Origin of the sequence: Acidilutibacter cellobiosedens (assembly GCF_004103715.1) — a bacterium.
Lineage (GTDB): Bacteria > Bacillota > Clostridia > Tissierellales > Acidilutibacteraceae > Acidilutibacter > Acidilutibacter cellobiosedens.
This window is the reverse complement of the sequence record NZ_CP035282.1, coordinates 627,292-651,360: the sequence shown is the minus strand read 5'-3', so window position 1 is coordinate 651,360 and position 24,069 is coordinate 627,292. Positions and strand designations below refer to the sequence as shown.

Here is a 24,069-nt window from a genome sequence, read left to right as displayed (position 1 = left end):
GGATTTTTATTTGTCCATTTTCTATACAATATCAAGGGGTACCTTCTTATGTGGTTTCGGAAAAGCAGTATCTAATTGCTGAAGGTCCTCTTCAGTAAGTTCAACAAAATTTGACTGGGCATTTTCCAATACATGCTCTTTAGTAGACGATTTAGGTATTGCTATTACATTATTACTGCGCATACACCAAGCTAAAAGAATCTGCAGAGGCTTTACTCCATATTTTGCTGCAATATCCCGAACCGTAGAATTTTCGGTCAATCCTCTTCTTAATTCTCCTGCCTTTGCCATAGGACAATAGGCCATTATAGGCATATGATTTTCTTCCTGCCAACTTAAAAGATCATATTCTATCCCTCTTGAGCCTAAATGGTATAGTACCTGATTAGTTGTACAATGCTCCCCATTCCCCAATTTAAACAATTCCTTCATATCGTCTATATCAAAATTGGATACACCCCATCTTAAAATTTTTCCTTCCTTAATCAGTTTTTCCATTCCTTCAATTGTCTCTTCCAAGGGAATACTTCCCCTCCAATGGAGAAGATAAAGGTCCAGGTGATCCGTATTCAGCCTTTTCAAACTATTTTCGCAGCTTCTGAAAATATTTTTTAATCCTGCATTATGAGGATATACTTTTGACACGATAAATAACTTATCCCTTATTCCCTTTATTGCCTCCCCTACCAGAATCTCAGAACTTCCGTTTCCATACATTTCTGCGGTATCAATTAATGTCATTCCTAATTCTACCCCAAATTTTAAAGTTTCTATTTCACTTTTTCTCCTTGCTGGATTTTCTCCCAGATGCCAAGTTCCTTGACCTAATCTCGGCACTAAAGTTCCGTCAGGCAATTTTACCCGATATTTTAAATTATTATTCCTGATATTCTCTATTCTTTCAGAATCAATTTCCGCCATAAAAAGTTCCTCCTTATATTAATCTTACTAATATTCTTACCCATTTATCACCCTATTACTTATAGATGACTATACCAAAATTCAATCTTTATTTCAACTATCCCAAACTTTGTAATTGAAGCCTTAACCCTTATATGTTATATTTAAATTGATTAAATATTTAAGGAGAATACAATGTTTGGATATGTAACCCCATATAAAATGGAACTTAAAATAAAGGATTATGAAAAAATAAAGGGATATTATTGTGGATTATGCAAGGTTCTGAAGGATAATTACGGAAATATTATAAGAATTTCTTTAAACTATGATGTAGTATTTATGGCGATATTTCTTGATGCTTTCAATAAGGATGAACCTCAATATACAAAAAATAATTGTATACTTCATCCGATAAAAAAGCGAATATTCGTAATAAACAATGACGCTTTGAACTACGCCGCTTCTATAAATATTGCCTTGACTTACTATAAGATATTGGATGATATAAAGGATGAAAATTCTCTTAGAGGAAAATTTCTTTCACCAATTTTAAAAAGATACCTTAAAAAAATTCCCGCTGAATACCAAAATATAGAGAATATGATTGCCGACAAATTAAACGAGCTGTATGCTGCCGAAAGTAAAGGCAATTCCTCAAATTTAGACGAATTAAGCCATCCCTTCGGAGAACTGACGGCATTGTTGCTTACTTCTTATGTAGGCAAAAAAGATAATTATGAAAAAATATATAATTTAGGATATAATTTAGGAAGATGGATCTATATAATTGATGCTTTTGATGATTTGGAAAAAGATATAAAGGAAAATAAATTCAACGCTATTAACAGCGTGATGAACGGAGAAAAAATTGAAGACAGAATAAATTTCGTATTAACATCTTACGGAAGGGAATGTGCGGAAACCTTAGACACTCTTCCTCTATATAAAAATCAAGATATACTTTATAACATATTCACTTTTGGACTTTTAGAAAAAATGGACCGGGTATTTTTAAAAAAGAAAAACGATAAGGAGGAAAAAAATGAAAAATCCATATGAAGTATTAAATATAAAAGAAGGAGCAAGTGAAGAAGAAATAAAAAAGGCCTATATAGAACTGTGCAAAAAATATCATCCTGATAAATATTCCAATAACCCTCTTAAAGATCTGGCGGAAGAAAAAATGAGGGAAATTAATGAAGCATATGATTACCTTATGGAGAATAAAAATAATAACGGATATTCAAATAAGAAAGAATACACAAACGATACTCAACTCTTCAGAGAAATCAGAATGGATATCCAAGGAAGCCGCCTTAAAGAAGCTGAAGAAAAATTAAACAGTATAAACAGCAGGAATGCAGAGTGGTATTTTTTAACGGGAGCTTTATATCAAAGAAAAGGCTGGTATGACGGAGCATACAGTAATTTCCAGACTGCCTATTCAATGGAACCGAGCAATATGGAATACAGAAGGGCTTTTGAACTGCTGAATACGGCAAATAACAATTACAGACAGCCTTACGGCCAGAGAGGCAACAATGACCTTTGTCAGATGTGTACAACTTTGTATTGTATGGATTGCTTATGTGAATCTATGGGGGGAGATTTTATAAGATGCATGTAAAGGACAGAAGCAAATTTATATCATATGGAGGAATATTGACGGCTTTAGGCGTAATATTCATATATTTAGGCAGCAACTTAGCCTTCAATAAAATATTTTTTCTTATGGTTTCATCCTTTTTAATTCCCACAGCAATAATACTCTTAGGGACGAAAGGAGGAGTATACGTATTTATTTCCACATTTTTTTTAAGTTTATTTCTGTCGGGAATACGGGGAAGCACCATATCATACTTAATTTTTTTCGGACCCTACGGAATTATTAAAAACCGAATAGAAAGAATAAAAAAATTACCCGTTGAAATATTAATTAAAATCCTTTATTTCAGCCTGTCTTTATTCTTATTATATATTATATCCAAATTTTTTATATCAGTTCCGGTACAAGGGAAAATAGGCACTCCTTATTTAATTGTATTAGCTGAAATATGTTTTGTAATCTATGATTATATTTTAACCATCTTTATTTTTAACATAAAAAAACACAAAGGAATCTTAAATCTAAAATCCAGAAGGTAATTAAATAAAAAATTAAAATTGCATAAAAAGAAAGCCCGAAATAACGCTTATCAACGCTTTTTCGGGCCTTTTTCTGTCTATTTCAGAAAATGTTTGTGTAAACTGCTATTATAAATTTATTTTGTTATGCTCCTCTTTCTCTTTGCCTTTATGGAAGCTCAGGCTCAGAAGGAAGTTCTGCTTCCGGAGCTTCCAATTTTTCGATTATGGATTCGGCATTTATCAATACATTTATGTTTTCCACCAATTTTTGATCTTCGGTACTCAATGCATTATAAGCTGATCTTGCCGATTCAACAGTAGCTTTATCTTCCAAAGTAATCTTCCCTGCTTCGGGTATCTTATTGATTAAATCTATTACACCTTTCACGTCACTTACCGCTTCGCCTTCCGTTCCTTCTTCCGTCCTCGTAATCGTTATCGTTTGTTCAGTTACATGGCCGGCATAATCTGTTAATTCTATCGGAATAACATTATCTCCGACCTCTAATCCTTCAATAGCTACAGTAGTAGTTTCGTTTATAGGAACTACATTATCCGCCAAATCTTCCATTCCATTACGATAGAATTCTTCACTTCCCCATACAAGTAACCTTAAATATGGGAAGTTATCTGCCATATTAATTGTCAGATTTACAGTGTCGGAACTCGGGTCTCTGTCTTCAATAGTTACGTTTAATTCCGGAGGATTAGTATCCACATAGAAATATCTTGAAATGGACAATCTTCCTCCTCCTGAAGAAACAGCCTCAACCTGTACTGAATTATAACCGTCTTCAAAAGTCATAGCTTTGCTGTATTCATATCCCGGGCCGGTTTTTTCAATTTCTCCCGTATCCGGGTTTGTTACGACAACATTCTCATTCCACCTTACTTCGTCCGCTTCTTCCCCGTTAAGCGTGACTGTCGGATTCGTTACATTAAATACCGCTCCCGTAACCGTTATTTCGCTGTTCTTATATACATTAAGCAAAGCCGGATAAGTTATATATATTTCGGGAGTCTGATGGTCCAAAGCAATCGAACCTATTGCTCCGTTAAGAGCATAGTCAAAGGCAACTATCTGTACCAAAGGATTATTTTTTCCTCTTATTAATTCTCCTATCGGACATTCATATGCATCCTGTCCTTCCTCCACTGGGGTAAATTCTACTGCCTGTTGTCCGTCAATCCATACGGTATATCCTCTGAAGCCTGACGTAGCATCTTCTACTTTAAATCTTATATTTCCTGTAGTTTCGCTGTAAGAAATCTCTTTGATTACAGGTGCTGCCGTATCCACATATACAGGAATGTTTTTCTCCTGCCATTCGTCGGTATTCTGCAGCTTGGATTTTATCTGATAATAGTAAAGCCCGTCTCCAACTATTCCTCCCCTTGCTATTCCGTTCCAAATCCTGTCAAGGCTGAAGGAATATTCGGGATTTACGCCTCCGTCTATATAAGTCTTTCTTACGAAATTTTCAGATTTAATCGTCGTTAATTTAGTTCCATTCTCTTTCAAAATATTATACTCTACTTTTTCCGCATTCCTCAGGAATGAAATCACAGGCGTTACAGTATCGGTGCCATTCATCTCACCCATTTCTGTTCCCGGACTTATAGCAGCTTTTCCCGGAACCATGAAATAAGTCTCCGTATCTACCATGCCTGACATCCCATAGAACGGGATTTCTCCTAAATCTTCAAACCCGTCTATTATGCTCGGTTCGGTCCAATCCCCGTAGAATCCCACATAGGGTACACTAAGGGTCGGATGAGTATCCGTTACTTCTGTTAAGGTTACAAATCCTTCTACGAACATATTTCTGTATGCATTTTCATCTCCGGAAAAATCAACGTTTATCGTAAATTCCGTTGAACCGTTAGCAGGTACAGTTACAGTCCCCGGAGCATCTACTACTGCATCCATCTCCACTGTTCCTAAAAGATTATATTCCGTACCTTGATAATTCAGTATTTCATCGGTCAATACACTTGTATCCACTCTATAAGTTACTTCATCATCAGACAAATTGGTTGCTCTTAAGGTCATAGAGAAGTTTTCACTGTCAAAGTCCTTCAGTTCAACCTTTGCTTCATTTGTTGAAGCATCTGTTACAGCAACAGGAGTTGATACCGCTCCGTATAGGTTCATTAACCCCGCTCCCTGCCTTCTCGGTGAATAAACAGCATCATATTCATCTATCAAAGGCTCTGCCGTATTCATAAGAAGTACCTTCGCAAGTCTTGTCTGTTCCCCTAAAGACAATCCTTCATAATTTTCCGATATATACTGTCTAACCAATGCGGAACCTCCCGACACATGAGGTGCTGCCATACTTGTTCCGCTCATAGTCCCATACTTGTTATCCTGAAGGGTTGAATAGATCTGTCCCCCAGGAGCTGTAATCTCAGGTTTTATCTCAAGAGTAGGAGTCGTTCCCCAGGAAGTGAAATCGGACATCTGCCCTCCCACAGGATTAGAAACACTCATTACTTCGTTAGTAAACTGAATTCTCTTATCTGCCAATCCGGCAAGAGCGGTTCCTCCTCTATTTCCTATAAATACGGCAGGAATTGTCTGATTCGCAGGAGTCGCCATATTTACCAAATCTTCTCCCCCTGTTTCATGGTTATAGACTATTATTCCTGCTGAGCCCGCATTTTGAGCATTAGTTATTTTCTCCGTAAAAGGATTTTGGCCACGTATAACAAGAGCAACTTTTCCCTCCAAATCCTTGCCTTCAAAATCTTCGGGCAATCCAAAACCGCAGTCAACATATTCAACTTTGTTATCTCCGAATACATCTACAGGATTTATATTTCCGGCAACCATCATGGCAATCTTAACTATGCTGTTTTCGGATGTCTGAACAGCATTGGCTTTCTGAGATTCTTTTTCGGTATAATCCCCTTGATTATCCTTTAGGACGTTCATAGAGTCACCGTTTGAACCAGGACCATAATATTTTACTTCAGTAGGTCCTTGATACTTATCAATATCAACGGGATCCCCTTCCATAGTATATAATTTAATTTCTCCGTTCACAATTTCTTTATAATAAACTTCTCTATCAGTTTCTCCTTTTCTTACTCTTACAACTGTTTTCTGAGCCTCAGCATTTTTCTCTAAGTAACCTTTATCGTAAGCAACTCCATATACCTTTACTATAACAGAATCAGTAGGAAGAGATTCATTTCCTTCCCCTTCTGTTTCATAGAACAAATAGGGAGCCGTCATCTTTAAGTTCTCAACGGAAGCAACTGATATTGAATCCTTTGAAAGACTCGGCGCACCTACAACTCCTATATCAGGATTCGACTTTATGGGATTGTCGTACCCGTAGCTTATATATCCTGCATTTCCTGCGGATATAGAGCATACTACTCCGTTATTGACAGCATTGGTGATAGCCGAATCTACAGCACTTTCCGGTACATAAAATGAAGCTGCGGAGCCTAAACTCATATTCAATACGTCTGCTCCAAGTTTTATGGCTTCATCTATAGCTTCAAGATATATATCATCGTAAGTAGTTGCATAAGAAGGGTCGTTACTGAATACCTTCATTGCAAGAAGCTGTGATTCCGGCGCTATTCCTTTGATTCCGCCGTTTTCAGGATCTCCGTTGGCACCTGCGGTTCCTGCCACATGCATGCCATGTTGGGAAGCACCAGGTCCCAAATCCAATATCTCGTCATTTTCATCATAGTAATTATATCCGTAAGGAACTTTTTCGGTGAAATATCTTCCTTTAAGTCCGTTATCGGATATAAGCCCTTCCACCGTTCCTTCATCAAGTTTCGGTGTAGTCTCATCACTCAATACCATGTCGTGATGCCTTGGGTCAACTCCTGTATCAATAATCGCTATAACCGTTCCTTCCCCTTTATATCCCAGATCCCAAGTTTCTCCGGCTTTAACCATACCTCCGGAATTGTTCATATCCGGTTGTGGTCTTTCATATTCTTGGGAAATATATACGTTTTTAACTCCCGGAGTTTCTTTGATACTCTTTATATCACTTTCCTTTACAAATCCGGCAAATCCGTTAAATGCCGTAGTAAACCTCGGCATTTCTTTTTTTGCGGCATCCTTATCTTCAAAATCTATCTTATCTTCAATGGCTTTTATTACTTTATCTTGAGAAGAAATTATACTCTTTTCTATTTCCTTCTTCTCTTTCTCTCCCATTTCTTCAAATCTCTTTCCCTTGTCCGTAGCGCGTACCACGGCAGGGTCATCTTCAATTTCTACAATTACCCTTACATCTTTGTCGCTTTTCTCTCCGGTTTCCTCAACCTTTTTGTCTTTGTCAATTCCTGCTTTATACATCTCCGCCGGAACTTTTTTATCACTTTCGACAACCGTCTCTTCGGAGCTTACAACATCCTGACTTTGGATTTCATTCTCCGCAAAAGCAAAAGCAGGTACCACCATTACAAATACAAGAAGAATTGACAATATTTTTTTAATATTTTTCATGGAAATCCCCCTTTTTCACTATTCACTAAATTTATCAAACGTTAATGTTACATTATTAAACGTATATAATAATGTAGTCCCATCTTCCTCATACACCTTAATATTCACGGAGTCAACTTCTCTATAATATATCTCCGTTGTTTCGTTCCCGATATCTACAGGCCTGACAAAACCTTCTTCTCTATTATTTTCTTCTCCATTAAAGTATTTGAAATATACTGAAAACTTTTTGGCTCCATCTACTCCATAGACCTTAACAGATACTCTCCCGAAATTAGGTACTTTTGATTCATGAAATACAGCCTCTATCTTCTTCTCTTCCGGTACCGAAGGTTCATCTTCTCCGCCGGAATTGTTTCCGCCGCCTGAGTTTCCACCACCGGAATTGCCTCCTCCTTGATTTACAGGTGCGGGAGTCGTCTTAGGCAGAGTTTGTCCTTTTTTTATCACCGAACCGTTAACGGTTACATCCTCTCCGGCTATTAAGTTCTCTATCTTCGAATCGCTTTTGACTACAACATTCTTGGATAATACCTCTAATTCCTTTATATTCGTACCTTTAAGTTCTAAATTTACTCCCTCTCTATCCGCAATGATTTTTGATATAGTCGAATTTGTGAAAACAACCGTGCCTTTCGTTCCTCCAAGAATAATTACACGTCCTTCAACCTTTACATTTTCCCCTTTAAAACTGTTGACTCCGGCAATATAAAGATCCCCTTTAACGACTACATCTTTTAAATTGATTTCACTGCCGTTTACTATCATATTCCCATTTACCGTACCGGTATATACCTGAGCAGAACCGTATATCTTCTCGCACATGCTATTAATTACTTTTGCAATTTCTGCCCTTGTAATAATATTCTCAGGTTTAAAACTGCCGTCGGTATATCCGGAAATATATTTGCCTTCCTTCATTCCCTTTAAATAATCAATCAAATCCTCAGATATCCTATCCTCATCGCTAAACCCAAGTTTTATGTTACTATCATCATTTTTGATTCTAAAAGCTTGTCCCAATACTTTAACTGCTTCTCCTCTGTTAATCGGTTCATCAGGATTTTGAACATTTTCTGCATTTAAGTTTAATATACGGTTTACGATAATATACAGTTCTCCCCAAGATATGGTTTTATCCGGTTTATATGTTCCGTCCGGATATCCTAATATGATTTTTTCTTCGATCAATTTAAGAATTTCATCCTTTGCCCAATGGGATTCAATATCACTTAACTGTGCAAAAGAAATGTTCCCAATCCCAATTATCAGTATTAAAACCAAAAATACCGATAAAATCCTTCTCTTTCCACTCATTGGTAAACCCCCTTCTGTTTAGTTTAATCTAAAAATATTCCCTCCCTTCTTTTTTTGGAACCCACTTTACGGAAAATTCACACTAAGGTATATTATAATTCCCCTGTGGGTTATAAAAAATACTTTCCCATATATTATAAATATTCATATTAATTATAATGTTATGCATTTATATCGTTTTGAAATTATAAAAATAAATTATTCAGGGAAAGTAAATTATCTTTTTATAATATTATAACTCCATAGCATAAAGTAGTCAACAACTATATTTTATTAATATAAAAAGTTTAAATATTATGTTGAATCATTTTTTTATTTAGAAAAAATTCTTAGATGATAATGTATAAAAATGCAGAAGAATGTTTTTAATTGATGAACGATGTATTATTTTGAAAAAATATAGAATATTTTGATATATAAATTACAATTAATATCAGTCAATTTTTATGGTTGGTTTTTTAATTTACGAAAAAAGGGAGTATCGCTAACTACTTATTCAGTAGTTTTGCGACGCTCCCTTATATAAAAGACATTAAAAACTATTTATTAAGATATCTCATAAAGATAGTGGCAATCTCCACTCTGCCGGCATTATCCTTCGGGTTGAGCATACCGTTTTCGTCACCTGAGATTATACCCTGTTCCGCTGCCCATCTCATTGCATTCAATTTTTATATTAAAAAATTTTAAATTTCGATTTTTTTGATGCTTTTAACATTTAGTTTCATGTGTTAGAATTTGATATGGAAATAAACTTCCATTATATAGTATATACTATTTCTGAAATGTGATATAATAAATAATAAGATAATCAATAAGGGGGATGTTTCAATGTATTCTAACAATGAAGTTGACAATTGGGTTAAGGAAACAGCTGCATTAACAAATCCAAAGGATATTGTATGGATAGATGGCTCTATGTCCCAAAGAAAACGTTTAATAGATGAGTGTTTAAAAAGCGGAGAATTGATTGAACTTAATCAGGACAAACTTCCGGGTTGCTATTATCATAGATCCGACATCAATGATGTTGCCCGTGTTGAAAAATGTACATTCATATGCACAAAATCAGAAAAAGATGCAGGTCCTACAAATAATTGGATGGATTCCGAAGAAGCTTATAAAAAATTGACAAACTTATTTAGGAATTCCATGAAAGGTAGAACTATGTATGTTATACCGTATTTGATGGGCCCTTCCGACTCTCCCTTCAGCAAAGTGGGAATAGAATTAACAGACAGCAAATATGTTGTTTTAAGCATGGAAATAATGACAAAAACCGGAAGTATCGCAATGGATACCTTGAAGAATTCGCCTGATTTTGTTAAGGGGCTTCATTCAAAAGGAAATTTAGATCCGCAGAATCGTTATATCTGTCATTTCCCCGAAGATAAAACCATTTGGAGTATAGGCTCGGATTACGGAGGAAATGCTTTATTGGGGAAAAAATGTTTTGCTCTTCGTATTGGAAGTTATATGGGTTATCATGAAGGATGGATGGCAGAACATATGCTTATTATGGGAATAGAAAATCCCCAGGGAGAAATTTCATATATAGCAGCAGCTTTTCCGAGTGCCTGCGGAAAAACAAATCTCGCAATGCTCATACCCCCTGACATATTTAAGGGATATAAGGTTTGGACTGTGGGAGATGATATCGCATGGATGAGAATCGGAGAAGACGGGAGACTATGGGCTGTAAATCCTGAAGCCGGATTTTTTGGAGTTGTTCCCGGAACAAGTATGAAATCAAATCCAAATGCAATGATGACTATAAAAAGGAATACCATATTTACTAATGTAGTTCTTACCGAAGACAAAGATGTTTGGTGGGAAGGAATAAATCTTCCTGCTCCCAAAAAAGCTACCGATTGGAAAGGAAACCCTTGGTCTCCGGAAAGCGGAGAAAAAGGCGCTCATCCAAATTCAAGGTTTACTGCCCCTGCGGAGCAATGCCCGTGTATTTCTCCCGAATGGCAAAATCCCAAAGGAGTTCCGATTTCTGCAATAATATTTGGAGGAAGGCGTGCCAAAACCGCCCCGTTGGTATATCAATCCTTTGATTGGGAACATGGAGTATTTGTCGGCGCAACTATGGCTTCGGAAACGACTGCGGCAAGTACGGGAGACGTAGGAGTCGTAAGAAGAGATCCTATGGCTATGCTTCCTTTCTGCGGATACAATATGGGAAATTATTTTTCTCACTGGCTTGAAATGGGTAAAAAGATAAGTAAACCTCCCCTTATATTCAACGTAAATTGGTTCCGTACCGACGAGGAAGGTAATTTCATATGGCCCGGATTCAGAGACAATTTTCGAGTACTTCTTTGGATTCTTAACCGATGTAAAGGAAAGGTGGATGCCATAAAATCCCCTATAGGATATCTTCCGAAGGCAAAAGATATCAATATATCGGGAATTGAAAACAAACTTTCGGAAAAAACCCTTGAGAGTCTCTTAAGTATCAATAAGGAAGCTTGGGATGAAGAAATAAAAGATCAAGCCGCATGGTTTGAAAAATTTGATACTTTACCTGAAGAAATTAAAAGTCAATACAAATTATTGACTGAAAGACTGGAAGTCGATTCGGCTACAGCAACATCAGCTAAATAAATTAAATAGAAAAAATAAGCCACATATTTATAATATCGTGGCTTATTTTTGATGTACCGCCATTTTACATTTTTTTATTATATCTACATATATATTCAATCTTTCTAAGAACTCCTTATAAGTCACATTCTTACCAAATATAAAATTATTATATACCAAATCCCTTCCTACTATTTCTAAAGCGGAAACTATTTCATCTTCTGATATTCCTTCTATATCTATATCATCTTTTATCAGTTCACTAACTAAGCATTCCATATTTTCCCTCCTTTTTGTCTCATTCAATATTTTATTATATACAATTATATCTATATAATCAACAATATCTTCTTTTTGTTGCATATAATTCAATACTATCATTTCCCATGGTAATATGGTTTTGAGGTGAATTTTATGGCTTTTTGCGACAGACTAAAAAATTTAAGAGACGAAAAGGGTTTATCTCAGGTTGAGTTAGCCAAAATACTTAATATCAGCAGGCAATCTGTGGGCAACTATGAAAACGGGTTAAGATTTCCCAACGACGAAAAACTCATTATTAAAATAGCTGATTATTTTAATGTTTCTATAGATTATCTTTTTGGAAAGACAAATATAAGAAATTTTAATATAATTATAAAAGAAGACGAAGAAACATATTGCAAGAAGAATTCAGCTCTTGAAAATTTGTTTTATGAGCTTGACAAACTCTCTCCCGAAACTATAAAGAAAATCACCTATACAATTAAATTGTTCAATAAAAAAAATACCGATTGAAACCTTAGCGTTATTTTTATCTTATTTCGTCAAGTTTAACCTCTTTTTCAAGTCTTCTAAAAAAATTTCGTATGTTACATCATTTCCAAATAAGAAATAATCATATACCATATCTTTTCCTACCTTTTCTAAGGCAGCATTTAAGTCTTCAGATGATACTTCCTTTAAATTCAATTTCTGTTTTATTATACTATTCATTTCATCCTTCTTAAGTATATTATTAAGTATAGTTTATCAAATAAACTTGCATTATAGATATAATTGTCATAATTGTCACAAAAAAATTTCCTTTTATACTTTTTTAAAATATAAAAGGAAATTTGTAACTAAACCTATAATTAAATTATATACTCGCATGTATCTTCTTCATCTTTAAGAAATCCTATATGAGTGACCTCTCTCACTTTTATTTTATTTCTCTTAACTATTCTCCCCGGAATTCCAACCACCGTTGAATAAGGAGGCACATCTTTTAATACTACCGCATTTGCGCCTATTTTAGAACCCTTCCCTATGACAATAGGCCCCAATATCTTAGCTCCCGCTCCAATCATCACATCATCTTCTACCGTAGGATGCCTTTTTATTTCCTTTTCATTTCCCGTCGCCCCCAGAGTAGCTCCGTGATACATCGTCACATTATTCCCCACTTCGGCAGTTTCTCCTATTACTACTCCCATTCCATGATCTATAAAAAGTCCATTCCCTATTTTAGCCCCCGGATGGATTTCAATCCCGGTCTTTCTCCTTGCTTTTTGGGAAATCATATTAGCCAGTGTATATCTCTTTTTCAAATACAGCTTATGTGCAATATGATACATAACAATAGCATAAAGTGAAGGATAACATATTATTACTTCAAATAAATTTTTGGCCGCCGGATCTTTGTTCAATATATTTTTTGCTTCATCTATTAGCAGCATAATTCTCACTCCTCTGAAATTAAAATAAAAAAACCTCTCCCTCCATATAATTCAGAGGCAAAAGGTTCACTTTCACGGTTCCACTCTGTTTAGAACAAATCCATCTCTTTCGGGCACATTCATACCCTATTTCTATAACGGGAAATACCGTTTAAGCCTACTTATTCTTCGGTTAAAAACTCCTTGGTGCACTTCAAATGCAAATTCCATAGATTTCTTCCACCAATGAAACCCTCTCTATAATGGTTTGAACATTCTACTTACCAATTCATAGTCTTTTACTCGGATTTAATGATTTATATTTATTATATTATACTAAAGCCAAAAATGCAACTCCATTTATCTGTTTTTTAATCTGTTAATCAATGTTTTCATTTCACTGACTTTTAATACTGTACATAATATCATATATACAATTATCGCCATTCCCACTGATAAAAAGAGGCGAAGAAATTGAGACATCGTTGTATCTGAAACAAATTTCCCTAATCCTGAATATACTCCCCAGGATGCAACTCCCATAATAACAGATGCTAAAAAGACTTTAACAAAACATGTAAAATATCGTGTAAGTCCAATTCTCCCTATCTTCCTTCTAAGTTGGAAAAATAAAAGTATGGAAGTAACGGTTGCAGAAATACTTGCAGATAAGGCAAGCCCGGAATGAGCCATATATTTTATAAGTATAAGGTTCAAGATAATATTCAATCCCACGGAAACCATTCCATTAATCATAGGGGTGATCATATCCTGCAGGGAATAGTATACTCTCGTCGCCATAGTTCTCAAAGATAAGCCCAGCAGTCCAAAAGAATAACACACAAGGGCCTGAGAAGTCATCAAAGTTGCCCTTTCGCCAAATGCTCCCCTCTGGAAGAACAATTTTACTGCCGGCTGAGCAAATATTATTATCCCTATGGTTGAGGGAACCGTAATTATAATAATGATATTTATTCCTTCAGCCATTATTTCCTTTACCTCTTTCATCTTTCCGTTGTTAAAAGCATTTGAAAGCATAGGAAAAACTGCCGTAGCTATTGCCACCGCAAAAGCGCTTACAAATATGTCGCTAACCCTTGATGCATAGTTCAAGGCTGAAATGCTTCCGGCCCTGAGGCTTGAAGCTAAAGTCTTATTAACAATAGTATTTATCTGATCTATAGACGAACCTATCAGTACGGGTATTGTTAAAATAATAGATTTATAAAGGTACTTATCCTTTAAATCAAATTGAAAGGACCATTTGTATCCTGATCTCTTAGTTGAAGGCACAAGGACTAACCATTGAACAAATATGGCTATAATCCCTGTTGCCATAAGTCCCTCCATTCCGAATTTATAAGAAAATAAAAATAAAAATATAATATATATAATATTAAAAGGAATACCGTTGGCTGCGGGAGCAAAAAACTTTTCGTCGGATTGGAGAAATCCTGAATACACATAATTAAGTCCTAAAAATATTATTATTGGGACTCCTATCCGGTTAAGTTTTACTGCAAGGTCAAATTGTTCCCCTTTAAACCCCTTTGCAAGTATACTAATAGTAAGAGGAGATAAAAAATATCCTACAACTGCAAGGATTATGGTTATAAAAAAAATGACATTTACCACATTGTTCATGTACTTAAGTTTTTCTTTTCTGCCCATTTTACCCTCTATTTCAGAAAAAATGGGTATCAAGGTAGTATCCAATGCATCCCCTACAATACTCATGATTATAACTGTTGCTGTCATGGATACAACATATGTATCTGTTTCCCACCCGGACCCAAATTTAGAAGCCACGATCATTTCCCTTATAAATCCTAAAAATTTACTTACAAGAGTAAATATGGCAATAATTGCTGCTGACTTTGCTGCTTTTTTGGTGCCTCTCACTTTTTTGACCCCCGATCCAATATTAAAAGGCCATAACATACATAAAAGTATGTATTTGACCTTTTTTTTAAAACTTATTATTAAAAAACATAAAACTGTTTATACGTCACAGATTTTAATATTTAACTAATTTGCTTTTACCAAAAGCCGTTTCGGTAATTCCGTTTGCTACTTTAAAATTGTAAGGAGGATTCCCTATATCCTTTTTATCAATTTCTATAACTATAGTATTATAAACAATAACCTGCGGAACAACTGCACCTGCTTTTGGAGGCTTAACAGCTAATTCTATGCGAAATACCCCTTCCTTTTCTTCTACTATTTTATTTACAGTCATAGAATATCCGGGAGTAGGAAATGTCTTTATCAATGTAACTTCCACCTTATCTTCAACTTCTTTTACCTTTACGGATTCAGAACCATTATAACTTTGATATGAGGAAACAATTTTAAATGGAATACCTCTCATAGATACCAACACTCCTTTCACTCTTTGAAGCAATATGATGCATTCTGCCTGAGTAACACTGCCGTCCGGATTGAAAACATCTTTTGACCTGCCGTTCATTATTCCTCTATCATATAATGTATAAATAGAATATTTTTCTTCATCAGTTAAATTGCTCAAATCCTTAAAAGGCGTTTTACCTTCATTGTTTTGCTGAAGTATTTTATTGTATACAAGCTCTTGTGCTATAATATAAGCAACATTCTTTCTACTCATGTCATTTTCTGTCTTTAATTCCTTATATGTATATCCATAATCTTTGAGCAGAAGCTTAAATGAAGATATAAAATCATCTTTCTCCATAGGTTTGTCGGGATCTAATTTTTCATAGTTATTTTCTACTAAATAAGGAAAATATATTTCCACGAAAGTTTCTTCGATTTCATTATTACACCAATGGTCGTCCAATACATCTTTCATATCAGCAAACACATTCAGGCTTACGGAAAAAATCAAAACCAAAATGATAGTAAAGCTAATTACCCTTTTCAAACCAATCACTCCCCTTTTTATAATCCATAGGAAAATCCTATTTTCATTAATTTATATTTTCCGTAAATGGATTTCAAGAAAGACTTCCTTAATTTATGTGCTTCAATAGAAGCCTTTTTTATAATTATATAACATCAACTCATTTATTTCACCAACTTTTTTGATATTTAAAAATTCAAAAACAGTCCTATTTTTAATAATATACCCTGATATAACAGGAGAAAAACAGAAAATTTTCAATTTATATCAATAAAAAAATTAAAAAAGCCAAGGGAACGTTTTAAAAGGGGTGGGATTTCACACAAACGTCTCCTTGGCATATTCAACTTTATTTAGTTATTATAGTGCTCTTCTATATATTTCCAAAGTATCTTCATAATTTAACGGAACAAAGGAACCTATTGTACCTCCTTGATAATCTGTAGCTTTTTTGGCCATATTCTCCAAATTTTCTTCTCCTATTCCTACCTCTCTTAATGTAGACGGAAGCCCTAAAGAAATGAAATATTCTCTGGTTTTCTCTATTGCCCCACGGGCTATCCCATATTTATCATTTTCTTTATCAATATCCCATACATTTATTCCATATTCAGCAAATTTATCAACAGTTTCATCATTTAAAACATACTCCATCCAATAAGGTGTAAGTATCGCCAGGCCTATCCCATGAGTAATATCATAATAAGCACTTAATTCATGTTGTATAGGATGAACGCTCCACATAGACTCCTTTCCATAGCTTAAAAGCCCATTTATGGCAAGACTTGAAGACCACATGAGATTTGCCCTTGCTTCATAGTTTTTCGGTTCCTTTACTGCCACTATTCCATATTTAATGCAAGTCTTTAAAATAGCTTCCGCCATTCTGTCCTGTAAATATGCTCCTTCCGTTCTGCTGAAATAAACTTCAAATATATGGCTCATTATATCGGCCGTTCCTGCTGCTGTCTGCCTCTGTGATACCGTAAAAGTATAAACAGGGTCCAATATTGAAAACTTCGGAAACATATTATCATGAAACAAACCTAATTTTTGATTAGTTTCCAAATTACTTATTACGGCGTAATTATCCATTTCCGAACCGGTAGCAGCTATAGTCGACACTGTACCTATAGGAAGTACCTTTTCTATTTTTCCCTTCCCTATTACAAGATCCCAAGGATCTCCATCGTAATAATACCCTGCTCCTATAGTCTTAGCACAATCTATTATGCTTCCCCCTCCTACCGGAAGTAAAAAATCTATCTTATTTTCTCTGCAGATTTTTATGCCTTCTCTGACGCTGTCTATTCTCGGATTAGGTTTTACACCATTTAGTTCCCAGAACGGTATATCCTCTCCCTTTAATTGATCTATAACTTCGTCATAGACACCGTTTTTCTTTATGCTTTCTCCTCCATATACCAAAAGTACCTTTGTTCCGTATTTTTTTATTTCTTTTCCCAAAACTTTAATCTGACCATTACCGAAAAAAATCTTTGTAGGTATAGAATAATTAAAATTTAGCATTGGATCATCTCCTTCCATAATAAGCTTCTGACATGAACAGTTCCGCTTGTAGTCGGGACTGCTATTAATCTTGCCTTATTCCCTAAAACCGGTACCGGATTTGGTAAAAGAACATCTTCCCACTTAAGGTCCGGGTATTCATAAAATATCCATAAAGCCTTAGCACTGTCAATTACCGAGCCGCCACCCAAAGCTAATATACAATCCGGTTTAAAATTCATCACGTTCTTTAAGGGTTGGACAATGTCACCCATAGAGGGTTCATTTTTTATATTAGCAACTACTTTGCTTTCTTTCCCTGATTTTTTTAAATTACTGATTATATCATCTATTATATTCTGTTGACTTCTTCCTCCCATTACAATTGCAATGCGTTTTTCTTCAATATCGTTCAGATATTTTAAAGCATTTTCTCCCAAAATAGTATTGGCGCTATTAAAAGTTTTAAAATTCATGACTCCACCTCATCATTTAATCCTTTTATTTTATTTATATATATAATAAAATATATAGTAGTCTGTTTTTTATTTTTGTAAGATTAGATGAATTTCTTCATCTAATCTTACAATCCTTTTTATTCCTGAGTAACTATTATTCTGTAAGAATCCGGTCTAACAGCATGTTCAAATGCTTTTTGGGCTTCCTCTAAAGGATACTTAGCGGAGATTAATTTTTCCGGATTTATCAGTTTCTTGGACAATAATATTGATGATGTTTGGAAAGATTCAATAGTCGGACTTACAGCTCCTATAATTTCTACCTGTGTGCTATGAATCCAATTAGGACTCACTTCTATAGGCTTATCCGGATGAATAGAACTGTACATTATGACTCTGCCCGATTTGCCCGTCGCTTTTATTGCTTGTCCCGCAACCGCGGCAATTGCAGTAGTATTAAATACCACATCTGCTCCTCTTCCTTCTGTTAAGCTCTTAACCTTTTCTATTAAATCCTCTTTAGTCGGATCAAACGTTATGTCTGCTCCAATTTCTTTTGCTAATTTTCTTCTGTTTTCATCCGGTTCGCTTACTATTGTTCTTGCTCCCTTTAATTTGCTTACCATCACATGAAGCAATCCCATTATGCCTGCTCCTATAATAACCACATCGTTTCCAAGTTCTATTTTGCTTCGTTCAACACTGTTTACTACGCAAGCCAAGGGTTCAGTAAATGCCCCATATTCGAAGGGTAAATCATCAGGAAGTTTAAATAATTCTCTCGGAGTGGCAACCAAATATTCTCCCAGTCCGCCTGGGCCCCAGATTTCCTTGTTTGGATCTTTGCCCGGTTTTCCTATACATAAATTTTCTTCTCCTTGTCTGCAGTAATAACAGCTTCCGCATGAATATAAAGCTCTGACCGCAACTTTCTGACCTATTTTATATTCTTTTTCATCTATTCCTTCTCCAATTTCTTCAACAACGCCACTTATTTCATGCCCTCCAAGAAAAGGAAGCTTCATATCAATTACTCCTAAAAAAGCTCTTTGTTCCCAAGTACATAAAGCATTAGCCTTAATATTTACTAAAACTTCGCCTTTGCCTGGCTGAGGTTTTTTTATTTCCAGTATCTCTGCCTTTTTCTTACCGGTTATAACCGCTGCTTTCATTTTTTCCATAATAAAATTACCTCCTCGTCAATTAGAAATCAATCAATTGTTTTACATAATATTGAATTAATCTCTGCCATAATATTCTCTATAAATGTGGGATTACCGCTGGGTATCCTTTAATACATTCAAAGAATTTCCGCTTGCTGTCAATCCTATAACCAAATCTCCTTCTTTTACGTAAGCCTCAACCTGTTTTTTATAAATATTTTCAAACCCATAATCATTACATAGTGCCGTAATCAATGAAGCATCTGAAGAAAGAGAAATTACCGGCCTACTTGGCTTTCCCGATTTAAACCTTCCTATAAACGCCGATGCCATCTGCTGGGCAACTCCTGCACATCCGCCATTTCCAAAGACAAACACTTTATTTCCTCTTTCAAATGTTTCTTCAAATTCATTTATTAACCCCATTATGTCTTTGGAAAGAGTACTTTTAGTTTTTTCTAAGACTTCTATATTTTCCTCCAATGTTAAGAGTATAAACTTTTCATTATCCATATTTACCTCCCGCCTTAAACTGCTCTCTTCCTTTGAACTATATACACACCGGCCATTATCAACAAAATCCCAAATATCATTAAGCCGTTTATTTCCTCTTTCAAAAAAATTGCGGCCAGCAATGGTGCTATGGCAGTCTGCAGAGAACCAATTGTTGTCACAATGGCTGCTTGTGTAAAGACCATAGCCTTTGTCAAAGCTATAATTGCTACGGCACAAAATATACCGGTTAGCATTAGCTTTAAAAATGTAAGCAGACCAACTGTAAAATAGAAATTCATATTTCCATTAAGAATTACTAATACAAAAAGTATCAATTGAGCTGACGTCAAACTGTAAAACATTACGGTCCACTCCGACAATTTCTCTCTTGTAAGCAAATATCTTTGAATTAATCCTCCTATTGCGAAACTTACTGCAGTAATTAAAGATAGAATTATCGATAAATTTAAATTTTCAATATATATATTGGAACTACTTTTACCTAAGGTTAATACAACTGTTCCTAATACACTAATTACCATTCCTATAATCATAGGAATATTTATTATTTCCCTTAGGAAAAAATAAGCCAATATTGAAATCCATATTGCCTGAGTTCCCATTATAGGTGTTGAAATAATTACTCCTCCATATTTCAATGCTGAAATCAAAGTGGCATTTCCTAACACGTGAAAAAAAATACCAAGGAGAATAAGAAACAAAAAAGCGTTTAGAGAAATCTTCTCCCTTTTAAACTCTGTATTCTCACCATGTTTTCCTTTTATATAAATTATAGTAGCAATTATCCAGATAGGTAAAGATTTAAGGGCAACTCCCACGTATAGAGGAGCCTCTGCCATGGTCCATGCCTGAACTACGTTTGATAATGCATAAGAAACTGCAGACACTAAGGATAATGATTCTCCCATTCCTATTTTAGATTTTACAATCATTGATTAATCTCCTAAAAATAATTTATAATATTACCAGCTCATGAAGGGAATCTTGCGGATCCCCTTCTTTTTTATATCATTTTTACTGCTTTTTCTACTGTAACATTTTCGTGAACAATAGCGGCTATTGCAGCACATATTTTATCCGGATTCGGATGTTTCCAAATATTTCGGCCTATTATCACACCGCTTGCTCCTGCTTCCAATGAGTCCTTAATCATTTGGAACAAATCTTTTTCTTTCTTTGAAACTCCTCCGCCAAGAACTAATACCGGTTTATAACAACCTTCTACTACCTTTTTAAAGGATTCCTTGTCTCCCGAATAAGCGGTTTTAATATAATCGGCACCTAATTCTGCTCCTATTCTGCAGGCAAAAGCCAAATTGTCTCCTGTCCTGGAATCTTCTGCGGGTTCAAATCCTCGCGGAAGCATTTCCGCTCCAATAGGTAAGTTATATTTATTGGCTTCATTTATGAGTTTTGCTAAACCCTTTAGAGTTATGTCTTCATTTGACGCTCCCGGAAATCCCATTGCCAGCATTGAATCTGCTCCGATTTTTATAGCATTTTCCACCTGATAAATTATTTCCATACTTTTATCTGTCGATTTAGCTAATTGGGATGTTCCTCCGTCTGCTCTCAAAATTAAACCGATATTGCCTATTTCTTTCTGAAAAGTAGTTGCTATGCCATAGCTTGTCAGCAAAGCGTCTATTCCTCCGGCAACAGCTTTTTTAATGATTTCTCCCGGATTATTCAGCTCAGGAAGGACACTCATGCCATTCCCATGATCCATAGCTAAAACTACAGCCTTTCCGTCACTTTTAAATATATTGTTCAGTCTTCTTTTCATCTTGTTACCTCCTATATGCTAAAATATTTTTATTAAACTTCCCACTGCTCCAATTAATATAATGTAAAGCATTATTTTTATTGGACTTTTGCCTTTTTCAAGTAACTTATATACACCCAAAGTTAACAATAGAGGCAATAATCCCGGCATAATCTTATCAAAAAGGTCTGCTTGAAGAGCTACTTGGCCTTCTCCCATCTTCATTACCACGGAAGTCGACAAAGTTACATATTTCCCGGTAAGAGCGCCTATTACAGTACATCCTAAAATTCCTGCTCCTTCAATAACATTATTAAATATTCCTTCTCCCAATATTTGTTCTACTGCACTTTTGCCTAATTTATAACCTCTCATCCAAAGGGTATAGCTTATCCATACAATTATCGTAGATATAAGTACCGTATATAAAATCGGGCCCATCAAATTTCCTTCTTTTGCTATACCAATTCCGAGAGCAAGAAGTATAGGAGTTATTACTCCCTGAGTTATTGTATCTCCGATTCCGGCTAATGGTCCCATTAGTCCGGTTTTAACGGAATTTATCGCTTCATCAGATATTTCCACTCCATTTGCTCTTTCCTCTTCCATAGCAATTGTTATCCCATGAACCATTGTACCTACATTCGGTTCTGTATTAAAAAATGCTAAATGCCTTTTTAAAGCTGCTGCCTTGTCCTCTTTCTTATCATAAAGTTTATTGATTATCGGACACATAGAATGGGCAAATCCTAAGGACTGCATTCTTTCATAGTTATAACAGGAATGAGAAAACGTCATCCATCTTATCCAAGATTTTCTTAAATCCTTTTTTGTAAGTTGTTTTCTTTTAACATCTTGGTTATTTAAAGTATTATCTGACAACCTCGCTTCCCCCTTTCTTTAATTTCATATAGATTAAAGTCAATACAACTCCAAACAACCCCACAGCTATAATGTCTAATTTTAAATATACTGTCAGTAAAAATCCGAGGAAATAAAATATCCTATTATCTCCTTTAAAAATAGCTTTTAAGTTCATTGCAATTCCCAAAGCCGGCATCATTCCGCCTATTACAATTAAAGAATTCAATACGTTTGTACCCAAGAAATCAATTGCCGATTTTATAGCTGTCGGTCCATATAAGGCCGCGAAGAATACCGGAAAGAAAGTTATAATAAACAAGAATATTTGAGGCGGAACTATATTCATAAAAGCTATTCCTTTAGTATTTCCTTCTTCTGCATACTGATCGGCTTTATGAACGAAAAATGCATTTACCGTCATTTTTGCAAACCAAATCAAAGTACCTAGCAATCCTATAGGAACTGCTAACGCCAAAGCCGCTTCCGGTTCTATTCCCGATGCTATCGCTATAGCCGTACCCAAAGTACCTGCCAGGCACGGATCCCCCGGAAGTGCTCCTCCTGCGGATATAAAGCCAAGATACATCAAGTTTATGGTAGCTCCTACCATCGTACCTAAAACAGGATTTCCGAGTATTAATCCTACGAAAAATCCATTTACTAAAGGCCTGTACATAGTATAATAGCCTATTCCAATCAACCATGTTGCGTTTCCAAGATAATAGACAAGTCCGATTAAGATAGCCTGAAAGATGCTGATTTGCATAAATTATCCCTCCTTTTTATTTTGCCCTATTTATTTAAAAGCCTTTTCTATAGGCATTGGGCGTTCATCAGGAACAATCTGAATAGTTACTTTAACTCCATTTTTCAAAAGTCTTAAAAAAGTTTCCTTTTCTGATTCTGAAATAGATACATTTTTATAAAGCTTTTTTCTGCCAGGCGCAGCTCCCATTCCTCCAACAATGATTTCATTTATGTCTACACCTTCGTTAATAACTCTTTCTACGCTTTCGGGTACCTTTGCCAATATTACTATTCTTCCATTTGAATCCTGAAAATTTTTGAGATCATCTGCTGCCTCTTTGATATTATAAACGCTGACAGATATCCCCGGTGGTGCTGCCATCGTAAGCACTTTTTTCATGAAATCATCCTTTGCGACGACATCGTCTATAATTATTATTCTTGTAGCCTTAGTTTGTTTAACCCATGCGGTCATTACTTGTCCATGAATTAAACGATCATCAATCCTTGTCAATACAATATTTGCCATAAATATTCCGCTCCCTTTCCATTTAATTTAAACAGCATCAATTTAATATAGTAAATTTATGATTCAATCCCCCTTTGCAATATTCTATATAAAATTAACTTCTGGCCATAATTCCGTTTAAATCTTTAATACCTTCCTTCCCTGCATCAAAAACCTTTTCCGCTACAATATCGATATCATTACATTCGTCCCTCAAACAGAAAAGCTCTAAAAGCATAGGCAAATTAACTCCCGACAACGCCCTAAATTCTAAATTCTTCATATTTAATAGAGTAGCATTCGACGGACTGCCCCCAAAAACATCGGTTAATACAAGAGTTCCATCTCCTTCATCTAAAGAAATTATATTTTGATATATTTCCTTTTGTAATACTTCAACATTATCTCCGTAATTAAAGCTTATAGTGTTTATCTTTTCCTGTTTCCCCACTATCAGCTCCGCACTCTTAAGCAATTCCACACTAAAATTTCCATGAGTAACTATTAAAATCCCTATCATGTCTTCCCGCCTTTCCAATGCTATAAAAATTAAT

24 protein-coding genes and 1 other annotated feature are annotated in these 24,069 nt (G+C 35.2%); of the genes, 4 read left to right on the top strand and 20 right to left on the bottom strand.

Features of this window, described 5'->3' with window-relative positions:
• Nucleotides 1–21: 21 nt before the first annotated feature.
• Nucleotides 22–921 (bottom strand): aldo/keto reductase, encoded by a 900-nt coding sequence (locus EQM13_RS03110; RefSeq protein ID WP_114219676.1) that lies wholly within the window; start codon nucleotides 919–921, stop codon nucleotides 22–24.
• 174 nt (nucleotides 922–1,095) lie between these two features.
• On the opposite strand from EQM13_RS03110, the gene EQM13_RS03105 reads away from it, so the two are divergent.
• Entirely contained in the window at nucleotides 1,096–1,962 is an 867-nt protein-coding gene (locus tag EQM13_RS03105) for a DUF5685 family protein (protein ID WP_114219677.1), read from the top strand.
• Nucleotides 1,946–2,530 (top strand): J domain-containing protein, encoded by a 585-nt coding sequence (locus tag EQM13_RS03100; protein WP_071139583.1) that lies wholly within the window; start codon nucleotides 1,946–1,948, stop codon nucleotides 2,528–2,530. The genes EQM13_RS03105 and EQM13_RS03100 overlap by 17 nt, the downstream gene beginning before the upstream one ends.
• Here the strand turns inward: EQM13_RS03100 and EQM13_RS18150 are convergent.
• From EQM13_RS18150 to EQM13_RS03085, 4 genes are all read right to left on the bottom strand, one after another.
• Nucleotides 2,514–2,756 (bottom strand): hypothetical protein, encoded by a 243-nt coding sequence (locus EQM13_RS18150; RefSeq protein ID WP_143037654.1) that lies wholly within the window; start codon nucleotides 2,754–2,756, stop codon nucleotides 2,514–2,516. The genes EQM13_RS03100 and EQM13_RS18150 overlap by 17 nt on opposite strands.
• A 440-nt stretch (nucleotides 2,757–3,196) precedes the next feature.
• The gene (locus EQM13_RS03095) at nucleotides 3,197–7,516 is read right to left on the bottom strand and encodes a S8 family serine peptidase (RefSeq protein ID WP_128751929.1); all 4,320 of its coding nucleotides are present in this window, start codon (nucleotides 7,514–7,516) and stop codon (nucleotides 3,197–3,199) included.
• Nucleotides 7,517–7,534: 18 nt separating this feature from the next.
• Nucleotides 7,535–8,833 carry an S-layer homology domain-containing protein gene (locus EQM13_RS03090; protein WP_128751928.1) on the bottom strand — a complete coding sequence of 433 codons (1,299 nt, stop codon included), beginning with the start codon at nucleotides 8,831–8,833 and terminating at the stop codon, nucleotides 7,535–7,537.
• Between the two features lie 539 nt (nucleotides 8,834–9,372).
• Nucleotides 9,373–9,492 carry an S-layer homology domain-containing protein gene (locus tag EQM13_RS03085; protein ID WP_128751927.1) on the bottom strand — a complete coding sequence of 40 codons (120 nt, stop codon included), beginning with the start codon at nucleotides 9,490–9,492 and terminating at the stop codon, nucleotides 9,373–9,375.
• A 172-nt stretch (nucleotides 9,493–9,664) separates the two neighbouring features.
• Between EQM13_RS03085 and EQM13_RS03080 the strand changes: the two genes are divergently transcribed.
• A complete protein-coding gene (locus EQM13_RS03080; RefSeq protein ID WP_128751926.1) occupies nucleotides 9,665–11,446 on the top strand; it encodes a phosphoenolpyruvate carboxykinase (GTP) in 1,782 nt (593 codons plus the stop codon).
• Between the two features lie 42 nt (nucleotides 11,447–11,488).
• On the opposite strand, the gene EQM13_RS03075 is transcribed toward EQM13_RS03080, so the two are convergent.
• Nucleotides 11,489–11,704: a hypothetical protein gene (locus tag EQM13_RS03075; RefSeq protein ID WP_128751925.1), complete on the bottom strand. Its 216-nt coding sequence runs from the start codon at nucleotides 11,702–11,704 to the stop codon at nucleotides 11,489–11,491.
• 135 nt (nucleotides 11,705–11,839) lie between these two features.
• Here EQM13_RS03075 and EQM13_RS03070 point away from each other — a divergent pair, with 135 nt between their 5' ends.
• Nucleotides 11,840–12,202, top strand: a complete 363-nt coding sequence (locus EQM13_RS03070) for a helix-turn-helix domain-containing protein (protein WP_071139575.1) — start codon at nucleotides 11,840–11,842, stop codon at nucleotides 12,200–12,202.
• A gap of 21 nt (nucleotides 12,203–12,223) precedes the next feature.
• On the opposite strand, the gene EQM13_RS18145 is transcribed toward EQM13_RS03070, so the two are convergent.
• The 14 genes from EQM13_RS18145 to EQM13_RS03005 all read right to left on the bottom strand — a co-directional run bounded on the left by EQM13_RS18145 (nucleotide 12,224) and on the right by EQM13_RS03005 (nucleotide 24,035).
• Nucleotides 12,224–12,400 (bottom strand): hypothetical protein, encoded by a 177-nt coding sequence (locus tag EQM13_RS18145; protein ID WP_161567163.1) that lies wholly within the window; start codon nucleotides 12,398–12,400, stop codon nucleotides 12,224–12,226.
• Between the two features lie 140 nt (nucleotides 12,401–12,540).
• The gene (gene epsC, locus EQM13_RS03065; protein ID WP_128751924.1) at nucleotides 12,541–13,125 is read right to left on the bottom strand and encodes a serine O-acetyltransferase EpsC; all 585 of its coding nucleotides are present in this window, start codon (nucleotides 13,123–13,125) and stop codon (nucleotides 12,541–12,543) included.
• A gap of 50 nt (nucleotides 13,126–13,175) precedes the next feature.
• Nucleotides 13,176–13,406: a binding site (T-box leader), on the bottom strand.
• A gap of 58 nt (nucleotides 13,407–13,464) precedes the next feature.
• Nucleotides 13,465–15,006: a murein biosynthesis integral membrane protein MurJ gene (murJ, locus tag EQM13_RS03060; protein ID WP_240662990.1), complete on the bottom strand. Its 1,542-nt coding sequence runs from the start codon at nucleotides 15,004–15,006 to the stop codon at nucleotides 13,465–13,467.
• Nucleotides 15,007–15,121: 115 nt separating this feature from the next.
• A complete protein-coding gene (locus tag EQM13_RS03055) occupies nucleotides 15,122–16,006 on the bottom strand; it encodes an S-layer homology domain-containing protein (RefSeq protein ID WP_128751922.1) in 885 nt (294 codons plus the stop codon).
• 339 nt (nucleotides 16,007–16,345) lie between these two features.
• On the bottom strand, nucleotides 16,346–17,515 hold the full coding sequence (locus EQM13_RS03050) for an iron-containing alcohol dehydrogenase (RefSeq protein ID WP_128751921.1): 1,170 nt from the start codon (nucleotides 17,513–17,515) through the stop codon (nucleotides 16,346–16,348).
• Entirely contained in the window at nucleotides 17,509–17,970 is a 462-nt protein-coding gene (locus tag EQM13_RS03045; protein ID WP_128751920.1) for an iron-containing alcohol dehydrogenase, read from the bottom strand. The genes EQM13_RS03050 and EQM13_RS03045 overlap by 7 nt, the downstream gene beginning before the upstream one ends.
• Before the next feature lie 119 nt (nucleotides 17,971–18,089).
• Complete coding sequence (locus EQM13_RS03040) at nucleotides 18,090–19,133, bottom strand: zinc-dependent alcohol dehydrogenase (RefSeq protein WP_234958844.1); 1,044 nt, start codon at nucleotides 19,131–19,133, stop codon at nucleotides 18,090–18,092.
• A 93-nt stretch (nucleotides 19,134–19,226) separates the two neighbouring features.
• Complete coding sequence (locus EQM13_RS03035; RefSeq protein ID WP_128751919.1) at nucleotides 19,227–19,628, bottom strand: D-sedoheptulose-7-phosphate isomerase; 402 nt, start codon at nucleotides 19,626–19,628, stop codon at nucleotides 19,227–19,229.
• Between the two features lie 14 nt (nucleotides 19,629–19,642).
• The gene (locus EQM13_RS03030; protein ID WP_071139569.1) at nucleotides 19,643–20,563 is read right to left on the bottom strand and encodes a DMT family transporter; all 921 of its coding nucleotides are present in this window, start codon (nucleotides 20,561–20,563) and stop codon (nucleotides 19,643–19,645) included.
• 71 nt (nucleotides 20,564–20,634) lie between these two features.
• Nucleotides 20,635–21,417 carry a class I fructose-bisphosphate aldolase gene (locus tag EQM13_RS03025; RefSeq protein WP_128751918.1) on the bottom strand — a complete coding sequence of 261 codons (783 nt, stop codon included), beginning with the start codon at nucleotides 21,415–21,417 and terminating at the stop codon, nucleotides 20,635–20,637.
• Between the two features lie 18 nt (nucleotides 21,418–21,435).
• Nucleotides 21,436–22,278: a PTS system mannose/fructose/sorbose family transporter subunit IID gene (locus EQM13_RS03020; protein WP_128751917.1), complete on the bottom strand. Its 843-nt coding sequence runs from the start codon at nucleotides 22,276–22,278 to the stop codon at nucleotides 21,436–21,438.
• Nucleotides 22,268–23,026 (bottom strand): PTS mannose/fructose/sorbose/N-acetylgalactosamine transporter subunit IIC, encoded by a 759-nt coding sequence (locus tag EQM13_RS03015; RefSeq protein ID WP_128751916.1) that lies wholly within the window; start codon nucleotides 23,024–23,026, stop codon nucleotides 22,268–22,270. Before EQM13_RS03015 ends, EQM13_RS03020 begins: the two co-directional genes overlap by 11 nt.
• 30 nt (nucleotides 23,027–23,056) lie before the next feature.
• Complete coding sequence (locus EQM13_RS03010; RefSeq protein ID WP_071139566.1) at nucleotides 23,057–23,536, bottom strand: PTS system mannose/fructose/N-acetylgalactosamine-transporter subunit IIB; 480 nt, start codon at nucleotides 23,534–23,536, stop codon at nucleotides 23,057–23,059.
• Nucleotides 23,537–23,630: 94 nt separating this feature from the next.
• The gene (locus tag EQM13_RS03005) at nucleotides 23,631–24,035 is read right to left on the bottom strand and encodes a PTS sugar transporter subunit IIA (RefSeq protein ID WP_071139565.1); all 405 of its coding nucleotides are present in this window, start codon (nucleotides 24,033–24,035) and stop codon (nucleotides 23,631–23,633) included.
• Nucleotides 24,036–24,069 lie beyond the last annotated feature (34 nt).

Excerpts from the sequence above, each read along its gene's own strand:
- EQM13_RS03110 (WP_114219676.1), bottom strand. The coding sequence starts at position 921 with ATGGCGGAAATTGATTCTGAAAGAATAGAGAATATCAGGAATAATAAT.
- EQM13_RS03105 (WP_114219677.1), top strand. The coding sequence starts at position 1,096 with ATGTTTGGATATGTAACCCCATATAAAATGGAACTTAAAATAAAGGAT.
- EQM13_RS03100 (WP_071139583.1), top strand. The coding sequence starts at position 1,946 with ATGAAAAATCCATATGAAGTATTAAATATAAAAGAAGGAGCAAGTGAA.
- EQM13_RS18150 (WP_143037654.1), bottom strand. The coding sequence starts at position 2,756 with ATGGTGCTTCCCCGTATTCCCGACAGAAATAAACTTAAAAAAAATGTG.
- EQM13_RS03095 (WP_128751929.1), bottom strand. The coding sequence starts at position 7,516 with ATGAAAAATATTAAAAAAATATTGTCAATTCTTCTTGTATTTGTAATG.
- EQM13_RS03090 (WP_128751928.1), bottom strand. The coding sequence starts at position 8,833 with ATGAGTGGAAAGAGAAGGATTTTATCGGTATTTTTGGTTTTAATACTG.
- EQM13_RS03085 (WP_128751927.1), bottom strand. The coding sequence starts at position 9,492 with ATGAGATGGGCAGCGGAACAGGGTATAATCTCAGGTGACGAAAACGGT.
- EQM13_RS03080 (WP_128751926.1), top strand. The coding sequence starts at position 9,665 with ATGTATTCTAACAATGAAGTTGACAATTGGGTTAAGGAAACAGCTGCA.
- EQM13_RS03075 (WP_128751925.1), bottom strand. The coding sequence starts at position 11,704 with ATGGAATGCTTAGTTAGTGAACTGATAAAAGATGATATAGATATAGAA.
- EQM13_RS03070 (WP_071139575.1), top strand. The coding sequence starts at position 11,840 with ATGGCTTTTTGCGACAGACTAAAAAATTTAAGAGACGAAAAGGGTTTA.
- EQM13_RS18145 (WP_161567163.1), bottom strand. The coding sequence starts at position 12,400 with ATGAATAGTATAATAAAACAGAAATTGAATTTAAAGGAAGTATCATCT.
- epsC (WP_128751924.1), bottom strand. The coding sequence starts at position 13,125 with ATGCTGCTAATAGATGAAGCAAAAAATATATTGAACAAAGATCCGGCG.
- EQM13_RS03050 (WP_128751921.1), bottom strand. The coding sequence starts at position 17,515 with ATGCTAAATTTTAATTATTCTATACCTACAAAGATTTTTTTCGGTAAT.
- EQM13_RS03045 (WP_128751920.1), bottom strand. The coding sequence starts at position 17,970 with ATGAATTTTAAAACTTTTAATAGCGCCAATACTATTTTGGGAGAAAAT.
- EQM13_RS03040 (WP_234958844.1), bottom strand. The coding sequence starts at position 19,133 with ATGGAAAAAATGAAAGCAGCGGTTATAACCGGTAAGAAAAAGGCAGAG.
- EQM13_RS03035 (WP_128751919.1), bottom strand. The coding sequence starts at position 19,628 with ATGGATAATGAAAAGTTTATACTCTTAACATTGGAGGAAAATATAGAA.
- EQM13_RS03030 (WP_071139569.1), bottom strand. The coding sequence starts at position 20,563 with ATGATTGTAAAATCTAAAATAGGAATGGGAGAATCATTATCCTTAGTG.
- EQM13_RS03025 (WP_128751918.1), bottom strand. The coding sequence starts at position 21,417 with ATGAAAAGAAGACTGAACAATATATTTAAAAGTGACGGAAAGGCTGTA.
- EQM13_RS03015 (WP_128751916.1), bottom strand. The coding sequence starts at position 23,026 with ATGCAAATCAGCATCTTTCAGGCTATCTTAATCGGACTTGTCTATTAT.
- EQM13_RS03010 (WP_071139566.1), bottom strand. The coding sequence starts at position 23,536 with ATGGCAAATATTGTATTGACAAGGATTGATGATCGTTTAATTCATGGA.
- EQM13_RS03005 (WP_071139565.1), bottom strand. The coding sequence starts at position 24,035 with ATGATAGGGATTTTAATAGTTACTCATGGAAATTTTAGTGTGGAATTG.